General features: G+C 69.2%; 23 protein-coding genes. 9 read left to right on the top strand and 14 right to left on the bottom strand.

All coding sequences use genetic code 11. The features are described 5' to 3' along the window. Window positions 1–165: 165 nt before the first annotated feature. The 3 genes from AC067M_RS41025 to AC067M_RS41015 are packed head-to-tail and all read left to right on the top strand — an operon-like array spanning window position 166 to window position 3,022. The gene (locus AC067M_RS41025; RefSeq protein WP_478702103.1) at window positions 166–987 is read left to right on the top strand and encodes a cupin domain-containing protein; all 822 of its coding nucleotides are present in this window, start codon (window positions 166–168) and stop codon (window positions 985–987) included. After that, a complete protein-coding gene (locus tag AC067M_RS41020; protein ID WP_478702102.1) occupies window positions 984–2,159 on the top strand; it encodes an FAD-dependent monooxygenase in 1,176 nt (391 codons plus the stop codon). Before AC067M_RS41025 ends, AC067M_RS41020 begins: the two co-directional genes overlap by 4 nt. Further along, a complete protein-coding gene (locus AC067M_RS41015) occupies window positions 2,156–3,022 on the top strand; it encodes a fumarylacetoacetate hydrolase family protein (RefSeq protein ID WP_478702101.1) in 867 nt (288 codons plus the stop codon). Before AC067M_RS41020 ends, AC067M_RS41015 begins: the two co-directional genes overlap by 4 nt. 134 nt (window positions 3,023–3,156) lie before the next feature. Here AC067M_RS41015 and AC067M_RS41010 read toward each other — a convergent pair whose 3' ends face one another. From AC067M_RS41010 to AC067M_RS40965, 10 genes are all read right to left on the bottom strand, one after another. Continuing rightward, a complete protein-coding gene (locus AC067M_RS41010) occupies window positions 3,157–3,513 on the bottom strand; it encodes a S8 family serine peptidase (protein WP_478702100.1) in 357 nt (118 codons plus the stop codon). Window positions 3,514–3,828: 315 nt separating this feature from the next. Beyond that, window positions 3,829–4,617, bottom strand: a complete 789-nt coding sequence (locus AC067M_RS41005; protein WP_478702099.1) for an IclR family transcriptional regulator — start codon at window positions 4,615–4,617, stop codon at window positions 3,829–3,831. A 43-nt stretch (window positions 4,618–4,660) separates the two neighbouring features. Continuing rightward, window positions 4,661–5,503: a fumarylacetoacetate hydrolase family protein gene (locus AC067M_RS41000; RefSeq protein WP_478702098.1), complete on the bottom strand. Its 843-nt coding sequence runs from the start codon at window positions 5,501–5,503 to the stop codon at window positions 4,661–4,663. Next, entirely contained in the window at window positions 5,500–7,182 is a 1,683-nt protein-coding gene (locus tag AC067M_RS40995; protein WP_478702097.1) for an FAD-dependent monooxygenase, read from the bottom strand. Before AC067M_RS40995 ends, AC067M_RS41000 begins: the two co-directional genes overlap by 4 nt. Window positions 7,183–7,223: 41 nt before the next feature. After that, window positions 7,224–7,715, bottom strand: a complete 492-nt coding sequence (locus AC067M_RS40990; RefSeq protein WP_128378984.1) for a VOC family protein — start codon at window positions 7,713–7,715, stop codon at window positions 7,224–7,226. Between the two features lie 37 nt (window positions 7,716–7,752). Beyond that, window positions 7,753–8,553 (bottom strand): SDR family NAD(P)-dependent oxidoreductase, encoded by an 801-nt coding sequence (locus AC067M_RS40985; RefSeq protein WP_478702096.1) that lies wholly within the window; start codon window positions 8,551–8,553, stop codon window positions 7,753–7,755. Continuing rightward, window positions 8,550–9,584, bottom strand: a complete 1,035-nt coding sequence (locus tag AC067M_RS40980) for a branched-chain amino acid ABC transporter permease (RefSeq protein ID WP_478702095.1) — start codon at window positions 9,582–9,584, stop codon at window positions 8,550–8,552. The genes AC067M_RS40985 and AC067M_RS40980 overlap by 4 nt, the downstream gene beginning before the upstream one ends. After that, window positions 9,581–10,444, bottom strand: a complete 864-nt coding sequence (locus AC067M_RS40975; RefSeq protein ID WP_478702094.1) for a branched-chain amino acid ABC transporter permease — start codon at window positions 10,442–10,444, stop codon at window positions 9,581–9,583. Before AC067M_RS40975 ends, AC067M_RS40980 begins: the two co-directional genes overlap by 4 nt. Before the next feature lie 34 nt (window positions 10,445–10,478). Continuing rightward, window positions 10,479–11,678, bottom strand: a complete 1,200-nt coding sequence (locus AC067M_RS40970) for an ABC transporter substrate-binding protein (RefSeq protein ID WP_478702093.1) — start codon at window positions 11,676–11,678, stop codon at window positions 10,479–10,481. Continuing rightward, window positions 11,675–13,279, bottom strand: a complete 1,605-nt coding sequence (locus AC067M_RS40965) for an ATP-binding cassette domain-containing protein (protein WP_478702092.1) — start codon at window positions 13,277–13,279, stop codon at window positions 11,675–11,677. Before AC067M_RS40965 ends, AC067M_RS40970 begins: the two co-directional genes overlap by 4 nt. Before the next feature lie 123 nt (window positions 13,280–13,402). Between AC067M_RS40965 and AC067M_RS40960 the strand changes: the two genes are divergently transcribed. From AC067M_RS40960 to AC067M_RS40940, 5 genes are all read left to right on the top strand, one after another. Further along, window positions 13,403–14,188, top strand: a complete 786-nt coding sequence (locus AC067M_RS40960) for an SDR family NAD(P)-dependent oxidoreductase (protein ID WP_478702091.1) — start codon at window positions 13,403–13,405, stop codon at window positions 14,186–14,188. Between the two features lie 25 nt (window positions 14,189–14,213). Then, a complete protein-coding gene (locus tag AC067M_RS40955; RefSeq protein WP_478702090.1) occupies window positions 14,214–14,819 on the top strand; it encodes a hypothetical protein in 606 nt (201 codons plus the stop codon). Window positions 14,820–14,867: 48 nt separating this feature from the next. Continuing rightward, on the top strand, window positions 14,868–16,199 hold the full coding sequence (locus AC067M_RS40950) for a PucR family transcriptional regulator (protein ID WP_478702089.1): 1,332 nt from the start codon (window positions 14,868–14,870) through the stop codon (window positions 16,197–16,199). A gap of 202 nt (window positions 16,200–16,401) precedes the next feature. Beyond that, window positions 16,402–17,928 (top strand): carotenoid oxygenase family protein, encoded by a 1,527-nt coding sequence (locus tag AC067M_RS40945; protein WP_478702088.1) that lies wholly within the window; start codon window positions 16,402–16,404, stop codon window positions 17,926–17,928. A 40-nt stretch (window positions 17,929–17,968) separates the two neighbouring features. After that, the gene (locus AC067M_RS40940) at window positions 17,969–19,447 is read left to right on the top strand and encodes an aldehyde dehydrogenase family protein (RefSeq protein ID WP_478702087.1); all 1,479 of its coding nucleotides are present in this window, start codon (window positions 17,969–17,971) and stop codon (window positions 19,445–19,447) included. A gap of 218 nt (window positions 19,448–19,665) precedes the next feature. On the opposite strand, the gene AC067M_RS40935 is transcribed toward AC067M_RS40940, so the two are convergent. Continuing rightward, entirely contained in the window at window positions 19,666–19,833 is a 168-nt protein-coding gene (locus AC067M_RS40935) for a flavin reductase family protein (RefSeq protein ID WP_478702086.1), read from the bottom strand. Between the two features lie 22 nt (window positions 19,834–19,855). On the opposite strand from AC067M_RS40935, the gene AC067M_RS40930 reads away from it, so the two are divergent. Continuing rightward, window positions 19,856–20,161: a hypothetical protein gene (locus tag AC067M_RS40930; protein WP_478702085.1), complete on the top strand. Its 306-nt coding sequence runs from the start codon at window positions 19,856–19,858 to the stop codon at window positions 20,159–20,161. 177 nt (window positions 20,162–20,338) lie between these two features. Here the strand turns inward: AC067M_RS40930 and AC067M_RS40925 are convergent, their stop codons facing one another. From AC067M_RS40925 to AC067M_RS40915, 3 genes are read right to left on the bottom strand one after another with little or no spacing between them, the layout of a single operon-like run. Beyond that, entirely contained in the window at window positions 20,339–20,842 is a 504-nt protein-coding gene (locus AC067M_RS40925; protein ID WP_478702084.1) for a LuxR C-terminal-related transcriptional regulator, read from the bottom strand. 1 nt (window position 20,843) lies between these two features. Then, the gene (locus tag AC067M_RS40920; RefSeq protein WP_478702083.1) at window positions 20,844–23,747 is read right to left on the bottom strand and encodes an AAA domain-containing protein; all 2,904 of its coding nucleotides are present in this window, start codon (window positions 23,745–23,747) and stop codon (window positions 20,844–20,846) included. Beyond that, window positions 23,744–24,058 (bottom strand): hypothetical protein, encoded by a 315-nt coding sequence (locus AC067M_RS40915; protein WP_478702082.1) that lies wholly within the window; start codon window positions 24,056–24,058, stop codon window positions 23,744–23,746. The genes AC067M_RS40920 and AC067M_RS40915 overlap by 4 nt, the downstream gene beginning before the upstream one ends.

Raw genomic sequence — 24,058 nt, 5'->3', positions numbered from 1 at the left:
GACAAGCAACTTCAGCCACTCTGGGAACTACACGGACTGCTCACTCCGACACCTCGTGTGCGGGCGATCCCCTATCGTTGGTCTGCGGATGACCTTGCCAAGCTCGGCCGCCGGGCCGGTGATCTGGTCCCGATCGACCGGGGCGGCGACCGGCGGGTGCTGGCGATGGCCAACCCAGGCTTGGGCGGCGCGCCGTTCATCTCGTCGACGCTATGGGCGGCGGTTCAGTACCTTCAGCCCCACGAGTCGGCACCCGCGCACCGGCACACACCGGCCGCGCTACGGTTCGTCCTCGACGGGGAGGGCGTGTACACCCTCGTGAACGGCGACCCGATCGCGATGGCCCGCGGAGATCTCGTCCTGACACCGTCATGGACCTTCCACGAACACCACAACCCCGGCGACATGCCGATGATGTGGCTGGACGTGCTCGACCTTCCGGTGGTCGCGGCGCTCGACGCGGTCTTCTTCGAACCGGGCGGCGACTCCGAAGCGGACCGGACCGGCATCCCTCGTTCGACCGCCGAGCGCCGCTGGGGTGCCGGAGCCGGTCTCTCCCCCGCCGGAACACCCGATCTGCCCCCGCACTCCCCCCTGTTGGTCTACCGCTGGCAGGACACCGATGCAGCGTTGGACGACCTGCTGGAGGTCGAGGACACAAACGACGTCACCGTCCGGTTCCAGGATCCCTCCCGCGGCCGCGACGTCATGCCAACAATGCGCTGTGAGATGCGGCGGGTGAATCCGGGCACGACGACGCGCCGGGAACGCCAGACCGGAACCCGCGTCACGGCGGTGCTCGACGGGTCCGGCACGGTCGTGCTCGGCGGCGAGTCGTTCGACCTGTCTCCCGGTGACGTGTTCGTCGTGCCGTCCTGGTGCACCCACCAACTGCACGCGCGTACCCGCCTTGACCTGTTCACCACCAGCGACAGCCCGGTACTGGAAGCCCTGCACCTGCACCGGTCCGAGGAGGTTGACTCATGAGCGGGCACGACACACTGGTCGTCGGCGGCGGCATCGGGGGGCTCGCGGCGGCACTGGCCCTGGCCCGCGCCGGCCGTCGGACTCTGCTGACGGAACAGGCCCCGCAGTTCGCCGAGATCGGTGCCGGACTCCAGCTGGGGCCGAACGCGATGCGGGCCTTCGACCGGCTCGGCATGCTCGGGCCGGTTCTCGAAACCGCCGTACTGCCCGCCCGCGCGGTGATCCGCGACGCCGTCACGGGCGATGAGCTCACCGTGCTCGACCTCGGGCACCCGTTCCGTGCCCGGTACGGCTACCCGTACGTCGTCGCGCACCGCCACGACGTGCTGTCCGTCCTGCTCGACGCCTGCCGGGCCGAACCCGGCATCGAGCTGCGGACCGGCCGCACCGCCGCCAGCGTGCGTGAACGGGACGAGCACGCCGACGTCACCTTCTCCGACGGCGAGGTGTTGACCACACAGCTCCTGGTCGGGGCGGACGGCCTCCGGTCCCAGGTGCGCCGCCTCATCAACACGAGCCCACCCCGGTTCAGCGGTCATGTCGCCTACCGGGGCGCGAGCGACCGGTCAGAACTCGGCAGGGGCCTGGCGCCCGACGACGTGACACTCTGGATCGGTCCAGGCATCCACCTGATGCAGTACCCCGTGCGACGCGGCGAGCTGTACAACCAGGTCGCCGTCTACGAGCGCCCCGCAGGTGCACGGGAGCCGCGTGGCGATGCGGAGGAGTTCCGCGCCGCCTTCGCCATCGCGCACCCGAGTGTCCGCGAGTACGTCGCGCTCCTCGATCCCCACCGGGACTGGCCTGTGTACGACCGGGACCCGCTGCCGACCTGGACGACGGCACACACGGCGCTGGTCGGCGACGCCGCACACGCCATGCTCCAGTACCTCGGGCAGGGCGCGTGCCAGGCCCTGGAGGACGCGGTCGCGCTGGGCGACGCCGTCTCGGACCATCAGCACTCCCAGGACCGGGCGCTGAAGCAGTACGAGGAACGGCGTATCGCCCGAGCCTCCCGCTGCCAGACCGTGGCCCGGCCGTGGGGCAACCTCTGGCACACCCAGGACCCGACACTGCTCGCCCTGCGCAACCGCGTGTTCCGGTTGCGCCAGCCCGACGACTACTCCGATCTCGACTGGCTCTACACCGCTTCCTCTGAGGACACCGCATGAAACTGCTCAGCTTCATCAGGCCGGACGGCATCGCCACCGCCGGACGGCTCGACGACGACCGCGTCGTGGACCTCGGCAGGCCGTTGCGGACGCTGCTCGGCGATCCCATACCGGAAGGAACGCCGCGTGGTGCGGACGTTTTCCACCTTGGAGAGGTCACTCTCCAGCCGGTCGTTCCCGAGCCGTCGAAAATCATCGCTGCGCCGGTCAACTACCGCGACCACCAAGCCGAGATGAACGAGGCCTACCACATCGACGCTCTCGGCATCTTCCTCACGGCCCCGTCGTCGGTCCTCGCCCACCAGGGCACAATCCGACTGCCGTACACCGACCGGCGCTTCGACCAGGAGGGCGAGCTCGCACTCGTCATCGGCCGACCCGGACGCGACATCACCGTAACCGACGCCCTGAAGCACGTCGCCGGATACACCTGCCTGCTCGACATCACCATGCGCGGCGGCGAGGACCGCTCCACCCGCAAGTCCTTCGACACCTTCACCCCGGTCGGCCCCTACCTGGTCACCCCGGACGAGGTCGGCCCGTTGGAGTCACTGACCCTGCGCACCTGGGTCGGCGACGAACTGCGGCAGGACGCCGACATCAAGGACCTCATCTGGAGCGTTCCCCGACTGATCGCCTACGCGTCCTCGGTCATGACCCTCCGCACGGGCGACATCATCACCACCGGAACGCCGGCCGGCGTCGGCACCATCACCGAGGGCGACCGCATCACGGTCGATATCGGCCACGTCGGCCGCCTCGAAGCCACGGTGAGCACGCAAGGCGCCGTCCCCTGCCCCACCAAGGGCGCACACCGCGGCCCCGTACCACCGAAGACGGTGACGCCTACACGCAGCAGGTGATCGGTGCGCTCTCCAAGGCCACGACACATGGGAAGCCCGCCATCGCCGTGGCCCGGTGCGTATACGACGCCCCCGCGGCAGGGTCATCTGGGATCCGAAGCGTCAGTTCGAGGCGTTCTTCACAGCAGGGCAGGTCACCGCGCGTCCTTGAGGGCGAGGTCGAGGGTGACGGGGGTGTCCGAGGCGTTGGAGAAGGCCACCTCGCGGGCGATGCCGGGGCCGCGAGGCCAGGTGAGGCGGCCGAAGTCCGCGGCGGTCGCGGTGACCGACACCGGCTGGTCGACGGCGCGCTCCGCGTCGACCAGGCCGGAGCCCTGGTCGTACACCGACTCACCGGCGGTGGGGTCGGCGCTGGAGACCAGGGCCTGGGCCACCTGCCGGGGCGTCCAGTCGGGGTGGGCCTGCATGACCAGGGCGGCGGCGCCGTCGACGGCGGGTGCCGCCATCGACGTACCGGACAGGCGGGTGTAGTGGTCGTCAACCGGTCCCACCGGCCCTCGCGCTCGACATCGCCGATCGGGGTGCCCTTGGCGCGGGCGGCGGTCTCGGCGACGCCCGGGGTCTTGATATTGGGCTTGACTGTGTAGCCGCCGAAGAGCGGGCCCCGGCTGGAGGAGAAGGTCGTCACCCGATCGTCGCCGCCGGCCGCGCCGACCGCGAGAGCGCCCTCGGCGGCGGCCGAGGGAGGAGGCGGTGGTGCCACTCGCGGGGGCAGCACCACCTCATTACCTGGGTTTCTCAAGGCACAGTAAAATCAACGGAGTTAAGCAATTCCGCCGGAGCCGTCGGCGCCGACCGATGCGGCCTCAGGCAGCCGCCAGGGCCAGGCGCTCGCTGATTTCCGCCGCTGCGGTCAGCAGCTTCTGGGCGACCTCGGCCTCCGCCTCGGGGTAGAGGCGGGAAGCCAAGGCCGCCACACTCACCGCCGCCACGACCTGTCCACCTTGACTCCGGATCGGCGCGGAGATACCCACGACGTCGAGGTCGAGTTCGCCGCGGGTGACGGAGTAGCCGAGTCTGCGGATGCGGCCCATACGTTCGACCAACGCATCGACATCGGTGAGGGTGGATGGAGTGAAACGGCGCAGCTCGGCAGCCCCCAACAGCCGGCGAACCTCGTCCTCGGGGCTCCAGGCCAGCAGAACGAGAGCCGCAGCTCCGGCGTTGAGGGGGAGGGTGCTGCCGCGTTCGTAGGAGATGCGGACCGCGCGGGACTCGCTCTCCGCGCGGTCGACGCAGACGACGAGATCGCCGGCGCGGCGGGTGAGCAGGACGGTCTCCTGCACCTCGGCCGCGAGTTCCTCCATCAAGGGCAGGGCGACCTCGGAGAGGCCGTAGCTGCGGCGGGCCAGCCGGGCGATCTCCAGGACCCGCAGGCCGAGCCGGAAGCCGCCGCCGGGCGCCTCTTCGAGGAAACGCCCGGCGACCAGGCTCTGGAGGTAGCGGTACGCGGTAGAGCGGGCCACACCCAGCCGCTCCGCCACGGCCGTTCCGGAGACGACGAGTTGGTTGTCGTCGAACATGGTCAGGATGTCGAGGGCCCGGTCGGCCGTGGAGTTACGCTCGCGGTAGCTGGGGGACACTGTTCCTGACATGCCGGACACTCTAGCGGCTGGGGACGGGTCGGTGGGGGTCATGTCACCGGTGGTCCTTGACGATGGTGTTGCGCAGTTCCCCGATGTCCTCGACGGTCGTCACGAGTTCCTGCCCGGGGCGCAGGAACACCTTGGGGTCCCGGCCCGCGCCCACGCCGCCGGGGGTGCCGGTGAGGATGAGGTCGCCGGGCAGCAGCGTGATGATGGTGCTGACGTAGGCGATGACGTCGGCGACGTCGAAGAGCAGGTCTGCGGTGTTGGACTTCTGCATGGTCTGGCCGTCGACGGCGCACTCGATGGCCAGCCCGGAGGCGCCGGACGGGAGTTCGTCCGGCGTGACGAGGACGGGCCCTACCGGAGTGGTGCCTTCGAAGGTCTTGCCGGCGAGGAACTCCCTGGTGCGGTGCTGCCAGTCCCGGACCGTGACGTCATTGGCGACCGTGTACCCGGCGACGTGCTCCAGTGCTTCCTCGCGCGACAGATGGCGGCCTGCCAGGCCGATGACGACGCCGAGTTCGGCCTCCCAGTCGAGGTCGTCGCTGACCGGCGGCATATGAACGTCGTCCCGGGCGCCGATCAGGGAGCCGTCGTACTTGGCGAAGAGGGTGGGGTGCGCCGGGGTCGGGCGACCCATCTCCTTGATATGGGTGGCGTAGTTCAGTCCCAGGCAGACGATCTTGTTCGGGTGCGGGACGGTCGGAGCGAGGGAGACGCTGTCCCGCGGGACCCGGTCCCCGTTCCGGGCGGCTCGTTCCCGCCAGTTGGCTCCGGCGGCGAGCAGCGTGCCAACGTCGGTGTAGGGAAGCAGGACGAATTCGTCGCCGTCCTGACGAGCGGCGGTCGTGGTGCGGTTCCCGTCGTCGAGACGGACCGTGCTGAGCCTCATCGGCGTACTCCTTGGAATGGCGGTGTCTCGGGGGTGGCTGGGCGGGAGGCGCGGGCGCCGGTCGAACTCCGTAGCTCCACCTCGACCTGGCCCGCCTGGTCGGGAGGGAAGACGGCGGCCACCATCCGGTCGGGACGTACGAGTACGAAGTGCCCGGCCAGGTCCTGGAGAAAGGACCGGGGGCCACCGTCAGCATCCGTGATCGCGGGCCGTTCGGTGGCGCGGCCGAGGGCCAGGTCACCGATGACCACATCAACCTCGGTGCCAGGCGGGAGGCCGACTTCTCTGACCGAGGTCCAGTCGGCTTCGGTGAGGCCCACGCCCAGGAGACTCCAGCCAGTGCCGAGGACATCGTCGAGGAGGACGAGTCGGTAGCTGGGACCGAGCAGTACGCGCGGCTGCGGAAGCACCGTGCCGACGAGCGGGTGAACTCGTTTGCCGGGCCGGACGACGGCTCCGCTCCGTGCCCGGGTGTCCGGACGGTAGCGCATCTCGGTGAGGTAGCGGCGCCCAGGGCCGGTCAGCAGTGCGGCGCGCACCAACAGATCCCGCAGGTGTGCACGCGGACGGCTGGTGGTCATGACGGTCCGGCCGAGCCGGACGGACAGGTCGATCACCGCTTGGGCGTGCGGTCGGCGTTCCACGTCGTAGGTGTCGAGGAGGACGTCGTCAGCCCGCTCATTCAGAACCTCCGTCAGCTTCCAGCACAGATTGGCAGCGTCCCGGATGCCGGAGTTGAGGCCCTGTCCGGCGAACGGCGGCATCATGTGCGCGGCGTCGCCCACCAGGAAGCAACGGCCCACCCGCAGTCGCTCGGCGAGCAGCGCGTGGAAGCTGTAGGCGACGGCCCGCTCCATCTGCCTCGGAGTGATCTCCCGAAAGGGCCGGAGGAGCCGACGCACGAGATCGAACGGCGGCTCCTGACCGGCCGCACTCTCGCCGGGCCGCAGCAGGAACTCGTAGCGGCAGCGGCCGTCGCGGCCGGGCACGATCACTGTGGGGCGAGACGGGTCACCGATGTGCATGCCGTACCGCTCGCGGTGCGGGTCGTCCAGGGTGTCCAGCACGAGCCACACCTCGTCGGGGAAGCTGCGCCCCCGCATGGGAACGGACAGCAGCCGACGCACGGTGCTGCGTCCACCGTCGCACCCGAGTACGTAGGAGACCTCCAGGTCCTCGGCGGCACCGCCGGTGCTGAGGGAGACGCGGACATGGGTGGCGTGCTGTGCCAGCCCCACCAGCCGGGTACCGAAGCGGGCCTCGACGTGCGGGTGACGGGCCAGTTCTGCCTGGAGCACCCGCTCCAGGTCCGGCTGGGCGAACGGGTTCTTGAAGGGGTGGCCGAAGCGCCGATCACCGCTGCCTCGGGCGTGCACCAGAGGGCGGCCGCCCACGCCGAAGTACCTCGTGCCGGTACCGGGCACGATGATCGGATACACCGCGGCGGACAGGCCCGCGGACTGCAGGGTGCGCAGCGACTCGTCGTCCAGACTGATCGCCTTGGCCGCGTCGCTGGTGGTGGTGTTGCGCTCGACCAACAGGACCCGTACACCCAGCGAACCGAGCAGGTGGGCCGCGGTCAGGCCGACGGGGCCCGCGCCGACGATCAGCACGGCGGGGTCGGCGGTGGTCTGCGCCTGACCCGGTGGAGGGCTGGTTCCCGATGTCGGTTCACTCATCAAATGGGCTCCGTTGTGGTCGTCGGGACGGGGCGGCGAACTCACTGGACGGGCTGATAAGCGGGCCCTCCTTCGGTCAGCAGCCGCTCGGACTCGGCGAGGATCTCCTCGGGCGGCAGGTCGAGGTCGATCGTTTTACGGAAGGGCTGGCGCACGTCCCGCTCCAGCCGCAGGTAGACCTCGTTGCGGTTGCCCTCCGGATCGAAGAAGTAGATCCCGATCGCGTTGCCGTGGGTGACCTCCTGCTGGACCTCGATGCCCTCGGCACGAAAGCGGTGGTGGAAGTCGATGACCGACTCCAGGGAGTCCACTCGCCAGGAGACCTGGTGCGTGAGTTTCGCTCCGTCGGGTGCCGTGCGACCGCGCTGGAGCACGAACTCGTGATGCTCCTCATCGGGGCGGGCGGACAGGAAGACGATCCCCCGTTCCTCGTCCTCGTCGGTGACGGTCAACCCCATCACGCGGCTGTAGAAGTCGCGCATCAGCTCCAGGTCGTACACCCAGAAACCGGTGTGCCCTAGGCCAGTGATCATCTTCGGCATCTCCCTTTCAGGACTGGCTTGTCTGTTGTCAGGACATGTTCTGGTCGAGTGGTGACAGGCTCAGGTCCACCGCGGAGACACCGCAGTCCGCCATGAGCACGGCGCCGGTGACGACCGCCGAGCGCGGCCCGGCGAGGAACGCGATGACCTCGGCGATCTCCGACGGCTCCGCTGCACGGCGCAGCGGAACCAGCGATCCGGCACGTCGGTAGGCGGTATCCCGGTCCTGGCCGGACCGGGAGCCGACCTCGTCCATCACGCGGTCGAGCATCGGGGTGCGCACGGCACCGGGACAGATCACGTTTGCGCGGACCCCGAGGGGTCCGAAGTCGGCGGCCAACGACCGAGTGAGTCCGATGAGGGCGTGTTTGGAGGTGGTGTACGCGGCGGCGGCGGGCACGGCGAGCGTCCCCGCGAGCGAGGACACGAGCACCACGGCACCGCCGGTGTCGATCAGCGCGGGCAGCGCGCTGCGGGTCGTCACGTAGGCGGTGTCCAGGTTGGCCCGCAGCGTGTCCCGCCAGCCGGGCTCCGAGTCCAGGACTGTCCCGAAGGTACCGAGGCCGGCGCAGCACACCACGGCGTCGAGTCGCCCCCCGTCCAGGAGCGCGGTGTCGACCGCGCGCCGTACGTCGTTCTCGTCGGCGGCGTCGCCCGGAACGGCTGTCGTCCGGGGCAGACCGGCGACCTTCCCGAGACCCGGATCGTCCGGCCCCAAGGCGACCACGGTGGCCCCGCGCTCGGTCAGCAGCTCCGCGGTGGCGTACCCGATACCGCCGCCGCCCCCGGTGATCAAGACGGTACGACCGGTGAACTCCCCGGTACTCATGCGAGGTCCACGGCGAGAGGCTCGGTCCCCGAAGGGACGGTTTCTTCCTCGTCACCGCGGTCGGCCGTCGGCCGACCGCTCGGGTAGCGTCGGCCGAGCAGGCGTCGGGCGACCCTGCACAACATCGGCCACACGCCCTGCGGGGCGAAACGAACGATGAGGATGAGCAGGACGCCCTCGATCACCAGGGAAAGCGTCTGCTCATTCTGCAGTTCGCGGGTGAGGCCGTAATAGACGACGGCCACGCCCAGGAGCGGGCCCAGCACGGTGCCGGTTCCGCCGACCACAGCCATCAGCACGGCGTTGAGGCTCCAGGACACGCCGGCCACACCGTCCGGGGAGATGACGACGAACTGGGAGGCGATCACCGCCCCGGCCAGTCCGGTGATCGCGCTGGAGGGGAGCAGCGCGGCGAGCTGGTGGCGGCGGACGGCGACACCGAGTCCGGCGGCGGCCGGTTCGTTGTCGCGGATCGCGGCCAGCCGGAGCCCGAAGTCGCTGTGCCGCGCGTGCAGGGTGAGGGCCATGGCCAGCGCCGCGACGATCACGGCGATTTGGAACAGGTTGCCGCCGCTGGGCACGGAGTCGACGGGCAGGGTGACACCACTGGCACCGCCCGCCCAGTCCCAGTTGCGGATCAGTGCCTGGAGAGCGATGGCGATGGCCAGGGTGCCGATGGAGAAGTAGTCGCCGCGCAGGCGCAGCAGCGCGGCGGACAGCAGAAGGGCGAGCAGCATGGCGGCGACCGGCGCCGCCACTACGGCCAGGGGCCAGCTCAGGCCGGTGTGGACGAGCAGCAGCGCGGCTGCGTAGCCGCCGGTCGCGACGAAGGCCGCGGCGCCCAGCGAGACCAGGCCGCCGAAGCCGGCGAGTACGTTCCACGCCTGGGCGATGGCCAGGTAGCACAGCAGGGTGACGCCGAGGTCGAGGGTCCCGTGGTCGAGCACGCCTCCGAGCGCGAAGCAGACCAGGGTGGCGAGAAGCAGGGCGAGCGCGGGCCACCAGCGCCGCAGGGTGGGTGTGGGTGTCATGCGGCATGCGCCTTTCGGAACAGGCCCTGCGGGCGGACCGCGAGGACGAGGAAGAAGGCCAGGTAGACGACCACGTCGCGCCAGCCGCCGCCGAAGAGGCTGACGCTGACGGACTGGAGAACGCCCAGCGCCACGCCCGCGGCCAGTACGCCGCCCACGCTGCCGATGCCCGCGAGGGCCATCACGGCGAAGCCGGTGAGCAGCAGCGGCAGGCCGCTGCTGGGGGTGAAGCTCTGCGCGACGCCGGTGAGCACTCCGCCGGCCGCGGCGAGCGCCGCCGCACCGGCGAAGGTCATGGCGTAGACGCGGTTGACGTCGATTCCGAGTACCGCCGCGGTGCCTGGATCGGCTGAGGCCGCCCGCACCGCGCTGCCGGCCCGTGTCCTGGTGAGCACCAGGTGGGTCGCGGCGCACAGCACGACGGTGAGCCCGAAGGCGATGACGTAGACGGTCTGGACCCGTACGCCGAGCATGGACAGGCCGGTGTCGGCGTAGGAGGCGGGCAGCGCCTTGGGGTGGGTACCGAAGGCGGCCTGGAAGAGCGCCTGCCCGAGCAGTGAGAGGCCGAAGGTGGCCACCAGCGGGGCGCTCTTGCTGTCCCTGAGCAGGGGCGTGAGCAGATAGCGCTGCAGCGGGTAGGCGATCAGCGCCATGGTGGCCATGGCGAGCGGCAGCGCGGCGAGCGGATCCCAGCCGGCCTCGACCACGAGCAGCGAGGCCAGGTAGGCGCCGCCGATGACGAGTTCGCCGTGGGCGAGGTTCATCAGTCCGAGCACCCCGAAGACCAGGGAGATCCCCAGGCCGATCAGGGCGTACAGACCGCCGGCCAGAATGCCGGCGGCCAGCACGTCTGGGCTCATGTCTCGATTCCCTTCTGCCGTTTCGGCGGACGGTTCAGCGCAGGCCGGAGAGGGGCTTCAGGGGGATGGCACCCTTGGCCGGCCAGACCTGCTGGATCTTGCCGTTCTCCCACTGCCCGATGAAGGACGGTGTGGTGCTCTTGTTGTCCGTGAACTTCACGGGGCCCAGAGCGGACGACATGTCGGTGGTGGCGAGGGCCTTGTTGATGGCGGCGGGGGTGGCGGTGCCGGACCGGGATATGGCGCTCATCAGGAGTTCGGCCTCGTGGTAGCCGAGCGCGACCGAGCCCAGATCGTTGAGGGCGGGGTACTTCGCGGCGAACTTGTCGACGATCATCCGGGTGTCCGGCAGTCCCGCGGACTCCGTCCAGTTCAGCTGGACGAGGGTGCCGTCGCCCAGCGAGCCCAGGGAACTCCAGCCAGGGGTCTGGGCGCACTGCAGGCCGATGGCGAGCTTCGGCTTGTACGCCAGCGCCTTCATCTGCTTCCACATGGCGAAGCAGTCCGGTGGTGTCATGTTCGCGATGAGTATCTGAGCACCGGTTGACTTGCCGGACTGGATGACGTCGGAGAAATCCGTGGTGCCGCCCGGCACCGCCTTGCTGGAGGCGACGGTGAAACCGGCCTTCTTGCCCAGCCCGCCCCACAGCTGCGCGGTGGCCTTGCCCTGGGCGTCATTGGTGCCGACCATGAGGATCTTCTTATTGGTGGACGCTGTGGCAGCGAGTTCGTAGAACTTGTCGGCGCCGTCAGCCAGGGACTGGAAGGAGTCCCAGGCGTAGCCGTTGCCCGCGGGCAGCAGTTCCACCGGGAGGGCGCCCATGATCAGGGGGGTCTTCAGCGCGTCGGCCTGACCCTGCATGTCGATGTTCTGCTGACAGCAGGAGCCCAGCAGGGCGACAGCGTGGTTGCTGAGCACCAGGGAGCGGACCTGCTGCACCATCGTGTTGGTGTCGCTCCGGTTGTCCAGCACGACCAGCTTGATCTTGCGCTTGACCCCGCCCACCTTGACTCCGCCGGCAGCGTTCACCTTGTCGACGGCGAGCTGGTAGCCGTCCTTGATCGAGGTCAGCACCGTGGTGCCGGACAGGGAGATGCTGGTGCCGATCACGATGGGGCCGCTGCTGCTGGCGCTGCTCGCGCTCGATGTGTCGTTGCCGGCGCAGCCGGCGACGAGCAACGCGGCGCAGGCGGTGGCGCATGCCAGGCGCAGGGAGGGTCTGACTGCTCTCATGAGGGTTCTCCAGTGGTGCGTGCGGGTGAGCCGGAGTGCGAAGCTTCGGTGGAGACAGAGGCATCCGTGGTGTCGGTGCCGAAGTAGGCGGCGTCCAGGTCCGCGTCGTCCAGCAGGCCGGCCGATCCGCCCTGGTAGGAGACGCGTCCCCGAGAGAGGACGACCGCGTGGTCGCAGATGCCCAGGGCCCGCTTGACGTTCTGCTCGACGAGCAGGATCGCCACGCCCTGGGCGTTGATCTCGGCGAGTGCCCGGTACAACGCGTCGATGGCGACCGGGGCCAGGCCCAGCGAGATCTCGTCACAGATCAGTACGGACGGATCCGCCATGAGGGCGCGTCCCACGGCGAGCATCTGCTGCTGCCCGCCGGACATCGTGCCCGCGCGCTGCCCCGCGCGTTCGGCGAGCACGGGGAACACGGTATGCACCCGCTCCATCCGGCCTTGCACCTCGCCCCTGGCCAGCGAGAGCGGGGCGCCGAGTCGCAGGTTCTCGGCGACGGTCAGATCGCCGAAGACGCGGCGGCCCTCCTGGCAGTACGCGATGCCCAGGCGGGCCCGCTCGTGCGCCGGCAGGCGGGTGATGTCCCGGCCGAACGCCGTGATGCGGCCGGTACGGGTGGCCACGGTGCCCATGAGGGTGCCGCAGAGCGTGGACTTCCCCGCGCCGTTCGCCCCGAGCACGGTGACGATCTGTCCGCGCCCCAGGCGCAGTGAGAAGTCCCGTAGGGCCACCATGTCGCCGTATCCGGAGGTGACTCCGTCCAGGACCAGCACGTCGTCGGTGCCGCGCTGAGAGGCGGTGACCGCAGTGTCCTGCTCTACGCTCTGCATGTCCTGATTAGCGCTATGAGAACGGGCGGTAGGGCTGCCGCCCGGCGCAGAGCTGTCGCCGAGGTAGACCGCGCGCACCTGCTCGTCGACAGCAATCTGCGCCGGAGTGCCGTGCGCTATCGGACGCCCCCAGTTGAGCACCAGAACGCGGTCGACGATCTCGCGGACGACCCGTTCGATGTGCTCTACGAGGATCACGGTGGTGCCTCGCTCATGGACCTGGCGAATCAGGTCGATCGCCTCGTCGAGTTCGCGGCCCACCAGCCCCGCGGCCACCTCGTCGAGCATGAGCACCCGCGGCCGGGTGGCCAGCGCCCGCGCGACCTCCAGTCGTTTCAGATCCAGGACGCGCAGCGAGTCCGCGGAACGGGCGGCTTTGGTGTCCAGACGGCACAGGGCCAGCAGGTCAGCGATTTCCGGCCCGCGCATAGGCGGCCCTGCAGCCATGGCCCCGATCCGCACGTTGTCGCGGACGGACAGGCCATGGAAGGGCCTGGGGACCTGGTGAGCCAGAGCCACGCCCAGTCTGGTGATGCGGTGCGGCGGCAACCGGTCCAGCCGGTGATCTCCGAGATGGATGCTTCCCGAATCCCGCCGGTGCACCCCGGCGATCAGCTTGAGGAGGGTGCTCTTTCCGGCCCCGTTCGGCCCGATGACCGCCACGGCCTCGGCACGGCGCACGGTGAGGTCGACACCTTCGAGCGCCGTCACACCGCCGAAGTTCTTTCCCAGTCCCCGCACGGTCAGGGCGGTGTCCGAAGTACTCACCTGCGCGACTCCTTCGATGTCGTTGACCGACGTGTGGACGCAGGCTAATGTCCCCCCAATCGAAATACCAGTCCTAAATAACGGGACTTTTACGAGACTACTAAGAGTTGAGGAGCGGCCGATATGTCCTTCTCAGGGCTGACCGGACGCGTGGCGCTGGTGACCGGCGCCGGCAGCGGGATCGGGGCGGCCACCGCGCGGCGCCTCGCCGACGAGGGCTGCTCGGTCGCCCTCGTCGACCGTGACGAGGACGCCGTGTCCGCCGTCGCCGCACAGTGCGGGCCGCAGGCACTGGCCATCACGGCCGACGTGTCGCAGGAGCCCGACGCTGCGGTCTACCTCCGGGCCGCCGTGGACCACTTCGGCGGTGTCGATCTGTTCCACCTCAACGCGGGGGTCTCCGGCCCCTTCGGGTCGTTCGCCGACCTTGACGCGGCGGACTACGACCGGGTCGTCGCGGTCAACCAGCGCGGTGTCTTCCTCGGTCTGCGCGACGCACTGCGTCACTTCCGTGCCACCGCCCGGCCCGGCGCCGTGGTGGTCACCAGTTCCCTGGCCGGGCTGCGGGCGAGCGCCGCGATCGTGGCGTACACGGCGAGCAAACACGCCGTGATCGGCCTGGCCCGCAGCGCCGCGATCGAGGGTGCCCCGCTCGGGGTACGGGTGAACGTCATCGCACCGGGTCTGATCGAGACACCGATGCAGCAGCCCCTCACGGAAGCACTGGGTGGTGAGCCGGCGCTCACCGCACTGCACAAGCACAGCCCGCTCGGGCGCATGGGCACGACCGACGAGGTCGCCGCCCTGGTCGCCTTCCTGCTGAGCGACGAGGCGCCGTACATCACCGGCGCCGTCCACGTCATCGACGGCGGCGTCGACACCAGCGACCCCATGCAGATCCGCCCCTGAACCACTCGGCTCGAAAGGCACTGGCATGAACGTTTTCGACGTACGCGACGTCGTCAAGGAGCCCGACGCTCTCCTCGCGGTCACTGAGAACCCGCGGCACAGGGCGATCCTGCTGAACTTCCGCAGGCACGCGCTGCTGGAGGTCTCCGGGCGCTGGCGGGAGATCCTCCAGCCGGACATGATCGTCGACGAGCCCGTCTACCGCATCAACGAGAAGGGCACATCGCTCCATCTACGCGGCAGGGCCGAGATCGGCGCGTTCTACGCGGGCATCACCGACGCGCGCGCCAACGTCTTCGGGCCGATCACCGACCACGTGGCCGTAGCGGACTGGGGCCTGGCCATCGAGTCCTTCTTCGGCCACCACCTCCCCGGCCGTGTCCTGGCCGAGCAGGGCGAGGACATCGACGACCCGGACGCCTACTATCAACTCACCCACTACATGGCGTCGTTCTGGCCGTACGACGCGGACTGCCGCCTGATCGGCGAGCACATCTACGAGGACACCGGCAGCCGCCGCATCGAGAAGATGGACCCGGCGGACGTCATCACCCCGGAACGGGCACGCGAGCTGCTGGCCCCCTTGTTCGACCGCGCCCCGCTCGGACCCGACCCGGCCGCACACGGATGACCAGCAGGATCTCGCGGGGTGCCGTGGCCAGAGGATGATGGACTGCGGATGAGCGAGGCGAGCGAGGTGGCCGTCATGACGAGCGCGGGTGAGTGGCTGCTGGGATTGCGGCCGGACGGCAACAGGGCCGGCCCGGCACCGGCCTCCTCCCCCGCGACCGTCGCCGAGGCCGAAGCCGACCTGGGCCCCGGGCCCATGGCCTGGGCGGTGGAGACGGCCGCCGGGGCCGCCGAGAAGTGCGTCCGTCAGTCTCCCGAGATCGCCGACGGACCGGTGGGGCTGCGGACGGCACGCCGGTCGGTGGAGGCGTGCTGCATCGCGATCCTGCGGGGGCTGCTCCACGACACCCCCCCAGGCCTCATCGCCGTCCCGCCCGAGGCGGTCGACGGCAACCGTGATCTCGTGCACCGGGGCGTATCGCTGGACCGGATCCTGCGGGCCGTGTGGACGTCCCACGTGCACACCTACGAACGTCTGCTCGCCGCTCTGCGGCTCCTCGTCGAAGCCGACCGCCGGCCCGACGAGAGCGAGCGCGTCGCACGCCTGTCCTTCGCCTACGTGGAAGAACTGACCACGGCGTTCACCACGCAGTACGCGGCGGTGCGGGAGCACTGGGCGGGCAGTCGCACGGCGGCCCGCCGCAAGCTCGTGGAGGACCTGCTCGCGGGCCGACCCGCCGACCCCACCGCCGTGGAGAACACCCTGGGCCTCGACCTCGGCCACCACCATATGGCCGCCATCCTGTGGACGGCCGACGGGGAGGAGGCGCAGGTCTCGTCCGCGCCGCTGCACCGGCTCGCCACCGATCTAGTCGGCGCGTCACGGGCCGTACGCTCCCTCGTCCTGCCTACCGGCACGTCCGAGGTATGGGTATGGCTGAGCTGGCCCGGGCAACCGTCGACGGATCTCGCCGTCTTGATCCGCGAAGGTACGGCGCCGACAGCACGCTGCGCCGGCGGTGTCTACACGGCGCTGGGGCCGTCGGCCAGGGGCAACCAGGGTTTCCGGGCCAGCCACCTGGCGGCCCGGGAGACCCAGCGGGTGGCACAGGCACTCGACAACCCGGGCACATACGCCTACGCCGACATCGCTGTGCTGTCCCTGCTGACCGCCAACGCGGAGCACGCCGAGCGCTATATGCGCGATGTCCTGGGACCGCTGGCCGTCCCCGACCCGAAGGTTGCCGCGATCCGGGAGACGCTGCGTCTGTACCTGGCGCACGGGCGGAGCCGCAGCCTGGCCGCCGAGGACCTCTTCGTGGCGCCCACCACCGTCGCCTACCGGGTCAAGCGGGCCGAGGAGCTGATGGGCCAACCCCTGCCGCAGGACCATCTGCCGTTGCTCCTGGCGCTCGAGATCAGCCGGGTCATCACCCCCTGACCGCAGGCCCCGACTGCTCCGCGACGACAAAGCCGGGGCGCGAATCTGTCGTACGGCGCCGAAGACACGCGCAGGACGACATCCGAGGATGACCGGGCCGGGCACGAAGTGGTGTCCACCGGGCAGCGGAGCGGCCCATGAGCCGAAGAGCCCCGGCGCAGAGGCTGTTCCCCGCCGAGGGGGACTTCATGAAAGGGACTTCATGAGCACCCCGTCCGTCCCCGTGGTCGCGACCACACCGATGTCCGTTGTGCCGCAGGCTCAGCCTGCCGGCCCCACCCAGAACTGGCCGACGGAGAACAAGTGGCTGCACGGCCCCTTCTCCCCGTGGGCGGAGGAGAGCCACGGCTACGACCTGCCCGTGAAGGGCACCATCCCGGACGATCTCGCGGGCGCGCTGTTCCGCATCTCCTCCAACCCCCGTCTCCAGCCCCGCAACCTGGACCGCTACCACTGGTGGGAGGGCGACGGGATGGTGGCCGCGCTCTACCTGCGGGACGGCAAAGCGGCCTTCCGTACCGGCTGGGTGGCGACGGACTCGATGAAGTTCGAGGTCGAGCAAGGCGAGGCCGTCTACAGCGGCTTCGTCAACGGCGGCACGCCCGGGCGACTGCCCAAGGGCGCCCCGCCCGCGAAGAACGTGGCCAACACCAATGTGGGTATCTTCGACGACCACCTGCTCGTCTACTTCGAGGGCGGTCTGCCGACGGCGATGCACCCGCAGACGCTGGAGACATACGGCGCCTACGACTTCCACGGGGGCATCGACGTCCTGTGCACCGCTCACTACAAGACCGACCCGGCCACCGGCGACCTGCTGTTCTTCGCCGCCACCAGCCCCGTCATCACCTGGTACCGCGCCGATGTCCGGACCGGACAGGTCATCGACTCCCACACCATCGACATCGGCATCCCGGCACTCATGCACGACTTCGTCGTGAGCGAGAACTACGCGATCTTCTTCGTCGCGCCCAACCTGTTCCGTCTCGACCTGATCGCTCAGGGCCGCCCCGGCGTGGTCTGGGACGAGTCGGTGCTGCCGCACGGCACCCAGATCGTGCTCATGGACCGTCGTACCCACGAGGTGAAGTGGTACGAGGCCGGCGGCATGTTCGCGCCCACACACTTCTACAACGCCTACGAGATCGGTGACGAGGTCGTCATCGACATGCACCGGATCTCCCGCATCGGCAGCCCCGCAGACGCGCTCACCCCTCTCGGCTCCCACGAGTGGTTCCCCCCGGGCTACTCATGGCAGTGGCGGATCGACACGACGACCGGAAAGGTCAGTGACCGACGCGTCTCCGGCGTCGCCGGCGAATTCCCGAAGATCAACGACGCTTACGTCGGCCGCCGGCACCGCTACGGCTACTTCGTCACCACCCGCGACCTGGCGCCGGAGACCATGACCGACGGCCTGGCCGTACACGACTACCTCAAGGACTCCACGACCGTCGTCGAGGGACCGCACCCGCTCACCAGCCCCAGCGAGCCGGTGTTCGTCCCCCGTGCCCACCCGGGCAGTGAGAACGACGGCTATCTGCTGACCCTGTGGTGGAACCCCGAGACGGGTCTGAGCGAGTTGCTGATCCACGACGCCTCCGACCTCGTCGCGGAGCCGCTGGCCCAGGTCCGGCTGCCCGTGCGGGTGCCGTTCGGCTTCCACGGCAGCTGGGCCGACCAGGCCGTCCTCGACCAGAGCGTGTCCGCCCTCAGCGACAGGCACTGAGCCGCCCCTCTTGAGCCGCCCACCGACCCCGGAGACCACCTTGACCACGACAATTGAAACCTCGTCAGCCCCCGACCGCCTGCCATGGAACGGAAGGATCTTCGACGGCACCTGGATCCAGGGCCACGGCGGGACCCTCGAAGTGACGGCACCGGCCACCGGCAGGCCGCTCACCACCGTCGGCGCCGCCTCTCCCGCCGACGTCGACCGAGCCGTCGAACGCGCAGCGAAGGCCCAGCGGGACTGGGCCCGGTTGCCCTACGACCAGCGGGCGGAGGTGTTCCGCAGGGCGGCGTTCGCCCTGGAGAGCGACCCCGACCGTCTGGTGCGCTGGCTCGTTCCCGAGGCCGGGTCGGGAACGGGCAAGGCCGCCTTCGAGACAGGTCTGGTGGTCTCCGAGCTCTTCCAGGCCGCCGCCCTCGCCGCGGAGCCCTACGGCGAGCTGCTCCGCAGTACACGGCCACGGATGTCGCTCGCCCGCCGGGTCGCCCTCGGGGTGGTCGGGGTCATATCGCCCTTCAACTTTCCCGCCATCCTCTCCATCCGATCGGTGGCACCCGCGCTCGCCCTGGGCAACGCCGTCATCCTCAAGCCCGACCCGCGCACCCCGGTCTCGGGAGGACTGGCTCTCGCCCAACTCCTGGCCGAGGCAGGGCTACCCGAAGGGCTCCTGCACGTACTGCCAGGCGGCGCCGATGTCGGTGAGACGCTGGTGACCCATCCCGGCGTGCCCTGCATATCCTTCACCGGCTCGACGGCCGCAGGCCGCGCGATCGGTGCCGCCGCCGGGCCCCTGCTGAAGAAGGTGCACCTGGAACTCGGCGGGAACAACGCCCTCCTCGTACTCCCCGACGCCGACCTCGACGCGGCCGCGTCGGCTGGAGCCTGGGGATCCTTCCTGCACCAGGGACAGATCTGCATGACCACGGGGCGTCACCTGGTGCACACCTCCGTCGCCGAGCAGTACGTGGCCAAACTCGCGGAGAAGGCCGGGGCCATCACTGTCGGCGACCCGACCGATCCTCAGAACGTGCTCGGCCCGATCATCGACGAGCGCCAGCGTGACAGGGTCCACGACATCGTCACCCGCAGCGTGTCCCAGGGTGCGCGTCTGGCTGCGGGCGGAACCTACGACGGGCTGTTCTACCGGCCCACCGTCCTGGCCGACGTTCCTCACGACGCGCCCGCGTACACCGACGAGGTCTTCGGCCCGGTCGCCCCCGTCTCCGTCTACGAAACCGTCGAGGAGGCCATCGAGCTGATCAACCGCTCCGAGTACGGCCTGTCGGTCGCCATCCTCACCGAGGACGTGTTCGGCGCGTTGGAACTCGCCGAACGCATCGAGTCCGGCGCCGTCCACATCAACGACCAGACCGTGGACGACGAGGCCGTGGCACCCTTCGGCGGCGCCAAGGCGTCCGCGGCCGGCGGTCGCCTCGGCGGCGGAGCCAACCTCGACACCTTCACCGAGGTGCAGTGGGTGACCGCGCAGGCGAAGATCGAGCGGTACCCGTTCTGACCAGAGCCGGTCGGAGCCGCCGTCAAGAACGGCGACTTGGGCCATGACGCTTCTGCGGCCTCTGCGGTCCGGCCAGGAGTACTGGCCGGACCGCAGACTCTTCCCTGCTGGGCGACACACTCTTCTTCATCAGCGGTGCCGGACTCAACAGCCCTGGAGTCGACGGGCTGTCATGCGCCGACCAGTGCGGGTGACCCAGCCGGCGCAAAGCCGTGCGGTCACCCGGTCAGCGACTTGATCGGCCGACGATGCCAGACCACCGAGCTGCCGTCCTCGTCGGCCCTCACGGCGAGCACGCGCAGCACGATGATGTCGTGGTCGCCCGCCGGACACGTGTGCTCGATCGGGCACTCCAGCCCCAGACCGGAGGACCTTCTCCTCGGCACGCTCCCGCTGCACGCGGACGGCGTGCCTGGCGCTCAGCTCTGGCCCGCACCGCCGCGCGTCGCGCTGATCGCCCGCGAGAGCGGCGGCGATCAGCGCTTCACCGAGTCCTTCGGTCTGGCGACGACGATGATCCACAAAGGCGCCCGACTGGTCACCGCCACCCGCTGGGCGCTCCCCACCAGCTTCGCCTTCCACCGCCCGGCCGATCTGCCGGAGTCCCTACGGCCGCTCACGGAGGCCGTGGTCGCCATGGACGCGGCCCAAGAGGACCACGACCCGATCCGCCATCTCGGCGCCTGGCAGCGACAGCAGCTGCTCAGCACGTAAAACCCCGGCATACAACGGAGATGCCCAGCTCAGAGCCTTGTGCAACACGCAGTAAGAACTCCTAACAAAGTGTGAGTGCCTTCAGTCGTCGCCAACAGATGATGCTGCTGCGGTGCCGTCGGCGAGGGTCTGGGCAGGGAGTGCCATATAGATGCCCCAGCGAGGTCGGAGCATGGCTCACTGGTGCGGTGAGGCGAGGATGCCGCGGGAGAGGGCGACGGTGACGGCTGCGGTGCGGTCGTTGACGCCCAGCTTGACGAATGCTCGCAGCAGGTGCGTCTTGACCGTCGCTTCGCTGATGTACAGCTCTCGTCCGATCTCGCTGTTGGACAGACCGCGCGCGACGAGGCCGAGTACCTGCACCTCGCGGGGGGTCAACTGCTCCCCGGTTGGCGCCGGCACGTGGGTCACCAAGCGGGCGGCCACCGGGGGGGCGAGGACGGTTTCGCCGCGGGCGGCCGCCCGGATCGCGTCAGTCAGGGTACCGATCGGGGTGTCCTTGAGCAGGTACCCGGTGGCGCCGGCTTCGATCGCGGGCAGGATGTCGGCGTCACCTTCGTAGGTGGTCAGCACGAGCACGCGAATGCCGGGGTGCTCCTGGCGGATGCGCGCCGTGGCGGTGGCGCCGTCGGTACCCGGCATCCGCAGGTCCATCAGGACGACGTCCGGGCGGTTCTCCATATCAGGCTGCCTCACTGTCGTCGTCGAGCTCGCCGTCGTAGGGGTCCAGGTCTTCGTCGTCGGGCTCGCCCTCGGCCAGTCCGGCCGGTGTCCATGCCGCATGAGGTTCGGTGTCATCCGAGAATGCGGCTGGCGTGGTGCGCGGGTGGATGCCCAGGTCGGTCAGGCGTTTCCACAAAGGGGCCAGGGCCTCTTCCGGTGAGAGCGCGAATGCGCTGCTGCGTATGCGCCAGAATGTCCAGCCGGCGCGGCGCAGTTCGCGTTCTCGCTCGGCGTCGTCGTGAATCTGCTGCCTGGTGGAGTGGTAGGGGCTTCCGTCGCATTCGACAGCGAGGCGCCCGTGGTCTCCGGTGACGACGAGGTCGATCTTTTTGCCGTTGACTTCCCACTGCGGCACCACGTCGTAGCCGCGTCCCTTGATGTGCAGTAAGACTCGCTGTTCGAAGAGCGAGTCGAAGGGTTTGCAGCGTTGGTCTGCGCTGACGTTGGTCGGCTGGTGGGCGTGGGTGTAGGGCGGGGGCGGGCTTTGCATGTAGGTGAGCAGGGAGTGTCGCAGGTCTTTGCTGCTGAGCTGGTCGGCGGTCATGGAGTGGAAGAGCCACATCTGGTCGCGGGCCCGGCTGGCGGCCACGTTGAAGCGTCGTTCGTGGTGGCGGCCGGTCGCGGCGATGACGTTGGCCCCGTCGATGACCATCGACAGCAGGATGACATCGCGTTGGTCACCTTGGAATTCTTCGGGGGTGCCGATCCGGATGTTGTGGCGTTCTCGGGCAGGCATGTCGATGCGCTGGTCAACGAGATCTTGTACGAGCCGGGTCTGGGCGCCTTGGCGCAGGATGATGACGCCCATGCTGCGGTCGGCGTAGGCGGGGTCCTGAGTGAGGCGGTGGAGCTGGTCGACGACAGCTTCTGCTTCTGGCCGGTTGATCAGCTTGTCCCTGCGTCCCTCGCAGTGACCCTCGGACACGTGGACCACTTTCAGCGGGGGAAGCCGGTCCGAGCCGTGCTGACGCAGCAGGACGAGCTGGTTGTCGGGATAGAACTGCATCGAGGACCACTTGATGATCTCGGGCATGCAGCGGAAGTGCTCGGTGAGGCGGATCACCTCGGTGAAGCGAGATAACAGCAGTTCATACAGGTTGGACTTGGGGTCGAAGCCTTCGCGCTGCCAGGGTTCGAGCGCGGCCATGCGTTCGTCGAAGATCTGGGTGATCCGGTCGTGCTTGCTGCCGGTGTAGTAGGGCGCGCACTGGCGGTCGTCTCCGACGACGATGATCCGCGGGGCGAGCCAGAGCAGCAGCAGTCCGTTCAGACCGACCTGGCTTGCTTCGTCGACGATCACGACGTCGAAGGAGTCCGGTTCCGGGCTGATCGTTTCGGCTACCTGCCTCAGCGGCATGATCCACGCGGGTACCGCGCCCTGGGCTGTTTGCATGGCTGAGCGTGCGTGGCGTTGATGGCGTTTGCCGTACTCGGTTGTCCCCTGGCCGGCGTTGGCGATGGCGCTGGCGTAGGCGGCCAGGGCTTGCTTGTGCTTCGTGGTCATACGGCTAATGCAGTGGAAGGCCGCACGGTCACAGACGAGTTGTTCCACCAGATCATCGAGCCGGGCTTCGACCTGGGCCAGCTCCCCCTCCACCTGCTCTTCACGTCCAGGAAACAGATAGGTGTCAAGGAAATCCTGTGCCTGCCGCCATGCCCAGGCCTGGGGCAAGGCGGTGAATCGGGCGCGCCAGTGCGCCGTGTGGGGATCCGCAGCGAATGCCTGTGCCAGCTCGGGGTGGGCTTCGCTCAGGCGCTGGAAGAGTTTGCCGGTCTCGCGCCGGTCCGCCTCGCGCTGGTACGCCGCTGCCAGTGCCTCCACGGCCAGTGCGTAGGCCTGCGCGTCGCGGGCAGCTGCCGCATCAGCCGCGTGCTGGAGCTCCTCGACACTGTGTGATTGTGGCTGGGGAAGGCTGGCGAGGAGCTCGTCGAGCTGTCGGCCTGCCGTCCTGACCTGCAGCAGCTGCCGGGCCCGTGCCGTGGCGTGGCGAATGTCCTGCCATTGGTCAGGGGTGGTGACCGATGCCGGGATGCCGCTGGCCAGCAGGGTTGCGTGGACTTGGCGGATGACCTCAACACACGTGTCGACGGCCTGCAAGGCAGCTGCTCTGTCCAGGAGTTCGGATACCAGCAACTCGGCCGTGTCCTGTCCGACGGTCGATCCGACGCCTGCCCATCGGCCGTGCCGGGTACGGGCATGGGCGCGCATTTCCAGATGGCGAACCACCGCGGCGATCCGCTCTCGGCCGTCGGGAGCCGTGCCTTCGACACGGCACTGTTCCAGCAGGACACGGGCTTGTTTGAGAACGGCCGGCCGTGGCCAGCGCTTGTTCAACTGCCCGCCTTGCAGGACGTACTGCTCCACGTTGCGGCCGCTGATCAGGAGCTCTTTCTCCTCGCTTTCGGAAAGCTGCGGTATTTCCACCTCGAGGAAGGCGGCGGCCGCTATCTCCTGCTGGGTCTGCTGGGCACGCCGTGAGGCGTTTCGGACGCTGTCCCACATTTGCTGCCATCGGCGTGCGATGCCGTCTTGAAGTGCACGAGTGGACCACATCTCTTCGTGCCATGACGCAGGATCCGCAGACAGGCCCACACTCTGCAGGGCCTGTTGGGCTTGGTCGAGCAGCGTTTCCAGCACCGTGAGTTCCGCGTCGCCGTGGTCGGCCAGCGTCTGGGCCAGTGGCGTGAAGGGCTCCGGCCCGAGAGCTTCCTCGGCCGCTTCCAGTTCCCTGATGCGGGCGGCGACATCTGTGGGGTTCGGCAGGGTGGCGGGATCGGGGCAATGATGGATGTGCGCGTCGAGGATTCCCGGACCGTGCATGGTAACCAACAGCCACAATCGCTGAGCCTCATCCGTGGTCAAAGGCGGCAGCGGCTCCGGCTGCGCGGGCAGGGACGGCAACCACTGGTATTCACTGTGCCGCGCTCGACTGCCTGCACAATCTCGTCGAGCCGGCCACGATATCCCGGCGCGATCTCAGGGTGCTCGTACCACTCGACTTCTCGCACCGCCCGCAGGCGCTCCCGCAGCTTGGCCTGTTCCGCCATGAGCTGGTGCCGCTGGGTCTGCTGGTCCTCAATACGCTGCTGCAGCCTGTCGGGATTCGCGGTCGCGCTCAGGTGGGCCAGAGCACCGAGCGACTGGCGCAGATCACTCAGGGCGATCACCTTCAC

It is taken from the genome of Streptomyces sp. NPDC043427 (genome assembly GCF_056436655.1).
The sequence above is the reverse complement of the archived record's forward strand: the minus strand, read 5'-3'. Positions and strand labels throughout refer to the sequence as shown.

Bases quoted from the DNA above. Each gene is read 5' to 3' on its own strand.
- AC067M_RS40970 (WP_478702093.1), bottom strand. From the start codon at position 11,678: ATGAGAGCAGTCAGACCCTCCCTGCGCCTGGCATGCGCCACCGCCTGC.
- AC067M_RS40950 (WP_478702089.1), top strand. From the start codon at position 14,868: ATGAGCGAGGCGAGCGAGGTGGCCGTCATGACGAGCGCGGGTGAGTGG.
- AC067M_RS40980 (WP_478702095.1), bottom strand. From the start codon at position 9,584: ATGACACCCACACCCACCCTGCGGCGCTGGTGGCCCGCGCTCGCCCTG.
- AC067M_RS40955 (WP_478702090.1), top strand. From the start codon at position 14,214: ATGAACGTTTTCGACGTACGCGACGTCGTCAAGGAGCCCGACGCTCTC.
- AC067M_RS41000 (WP_478702098.1), bottom strand. From the start codon at position 5,503: ATGAGGCTCAGCACGGTCCGTCTCGACGACGGGAACCGCACCACGACC.
- AC067M_RS40995 (WP_478702097.1), bottom strand. From the start codon at position 7,182: ATGAGTGAACCGACATCGGGAACCAGCCCTCCACCGGGTCAGGCGCAG.
- AC067M_RS41015 (WP_478702101.1), top strand. From the start codon at position 2,156: ATGAAACTGCTCAGCTTCATCAGGCCGGACGGCATCGCCACCGCCGGA.
- AC067M_RS40985 (WP_478702096.1), bottom strand. From the start codon at position 8,553: ATGAGTACCGGGGAGTTCACCGGTCGTACCGTCTTGATCACCGGGGGC.
- AC067M_RS41025 (WP_478702103.1), top strand. From the start codon at position 166: ATGGCCAACCCAGGCTTGGGCGGCGCGCCGTTCATCTCGTCGACGCTA.
- AC067M_RS41005 (WP_478702099.1), bottom strand. From the start codon at position 4,617: ATGTCAGGAACAGTGTCCCCCAGCTACCGCGAGCGTAACTCCACGGCC.
- AC067M_RS40945 (WP_478702088.1), top strand. From the start codon at position 16,402: ATGAGCACCCCGTCCGTCCCCGTGGTCGCGACCACACCGATGTCCGTT.
- AC067M_RS40975 (WP_478702094.1), bottom strand. From the start codon at position 10,444: ATGAGCCCAGACGTGCTGGCCGCCGGCATTCTGGCCGGCGGTCTGTAC.
- AC067M_RS40990 (WP_128378984.1), bottom strand. From the start codon at position 7,715: ATGATCACTGGCCTAGGGCACACCGGTTTCTGGGTGTACGACCTGGAG.
- AC067M_RS40960 (WP_478702091.1), top strand. From the start codon at position 13,403: ATGTCCTTCTCAGGGCTGACCGGACGCGTGGCGCTGGTGACCGGCGCC.
- AC067M_RS41020 (WP_478702102.1), top strand. From the start codon at position 984: ATGAGCGGGCACGACACACTGGTCGTCGGCGGCGGCATCGGGGGGCTC.
- AC067M_RS40925 (WP_478702084.1), bottom strand. From the start codon at position 20,842: ATGGAGAACCGCCCGGACGTCGTCCTGATGGACCTGCGGATGCCGGGT.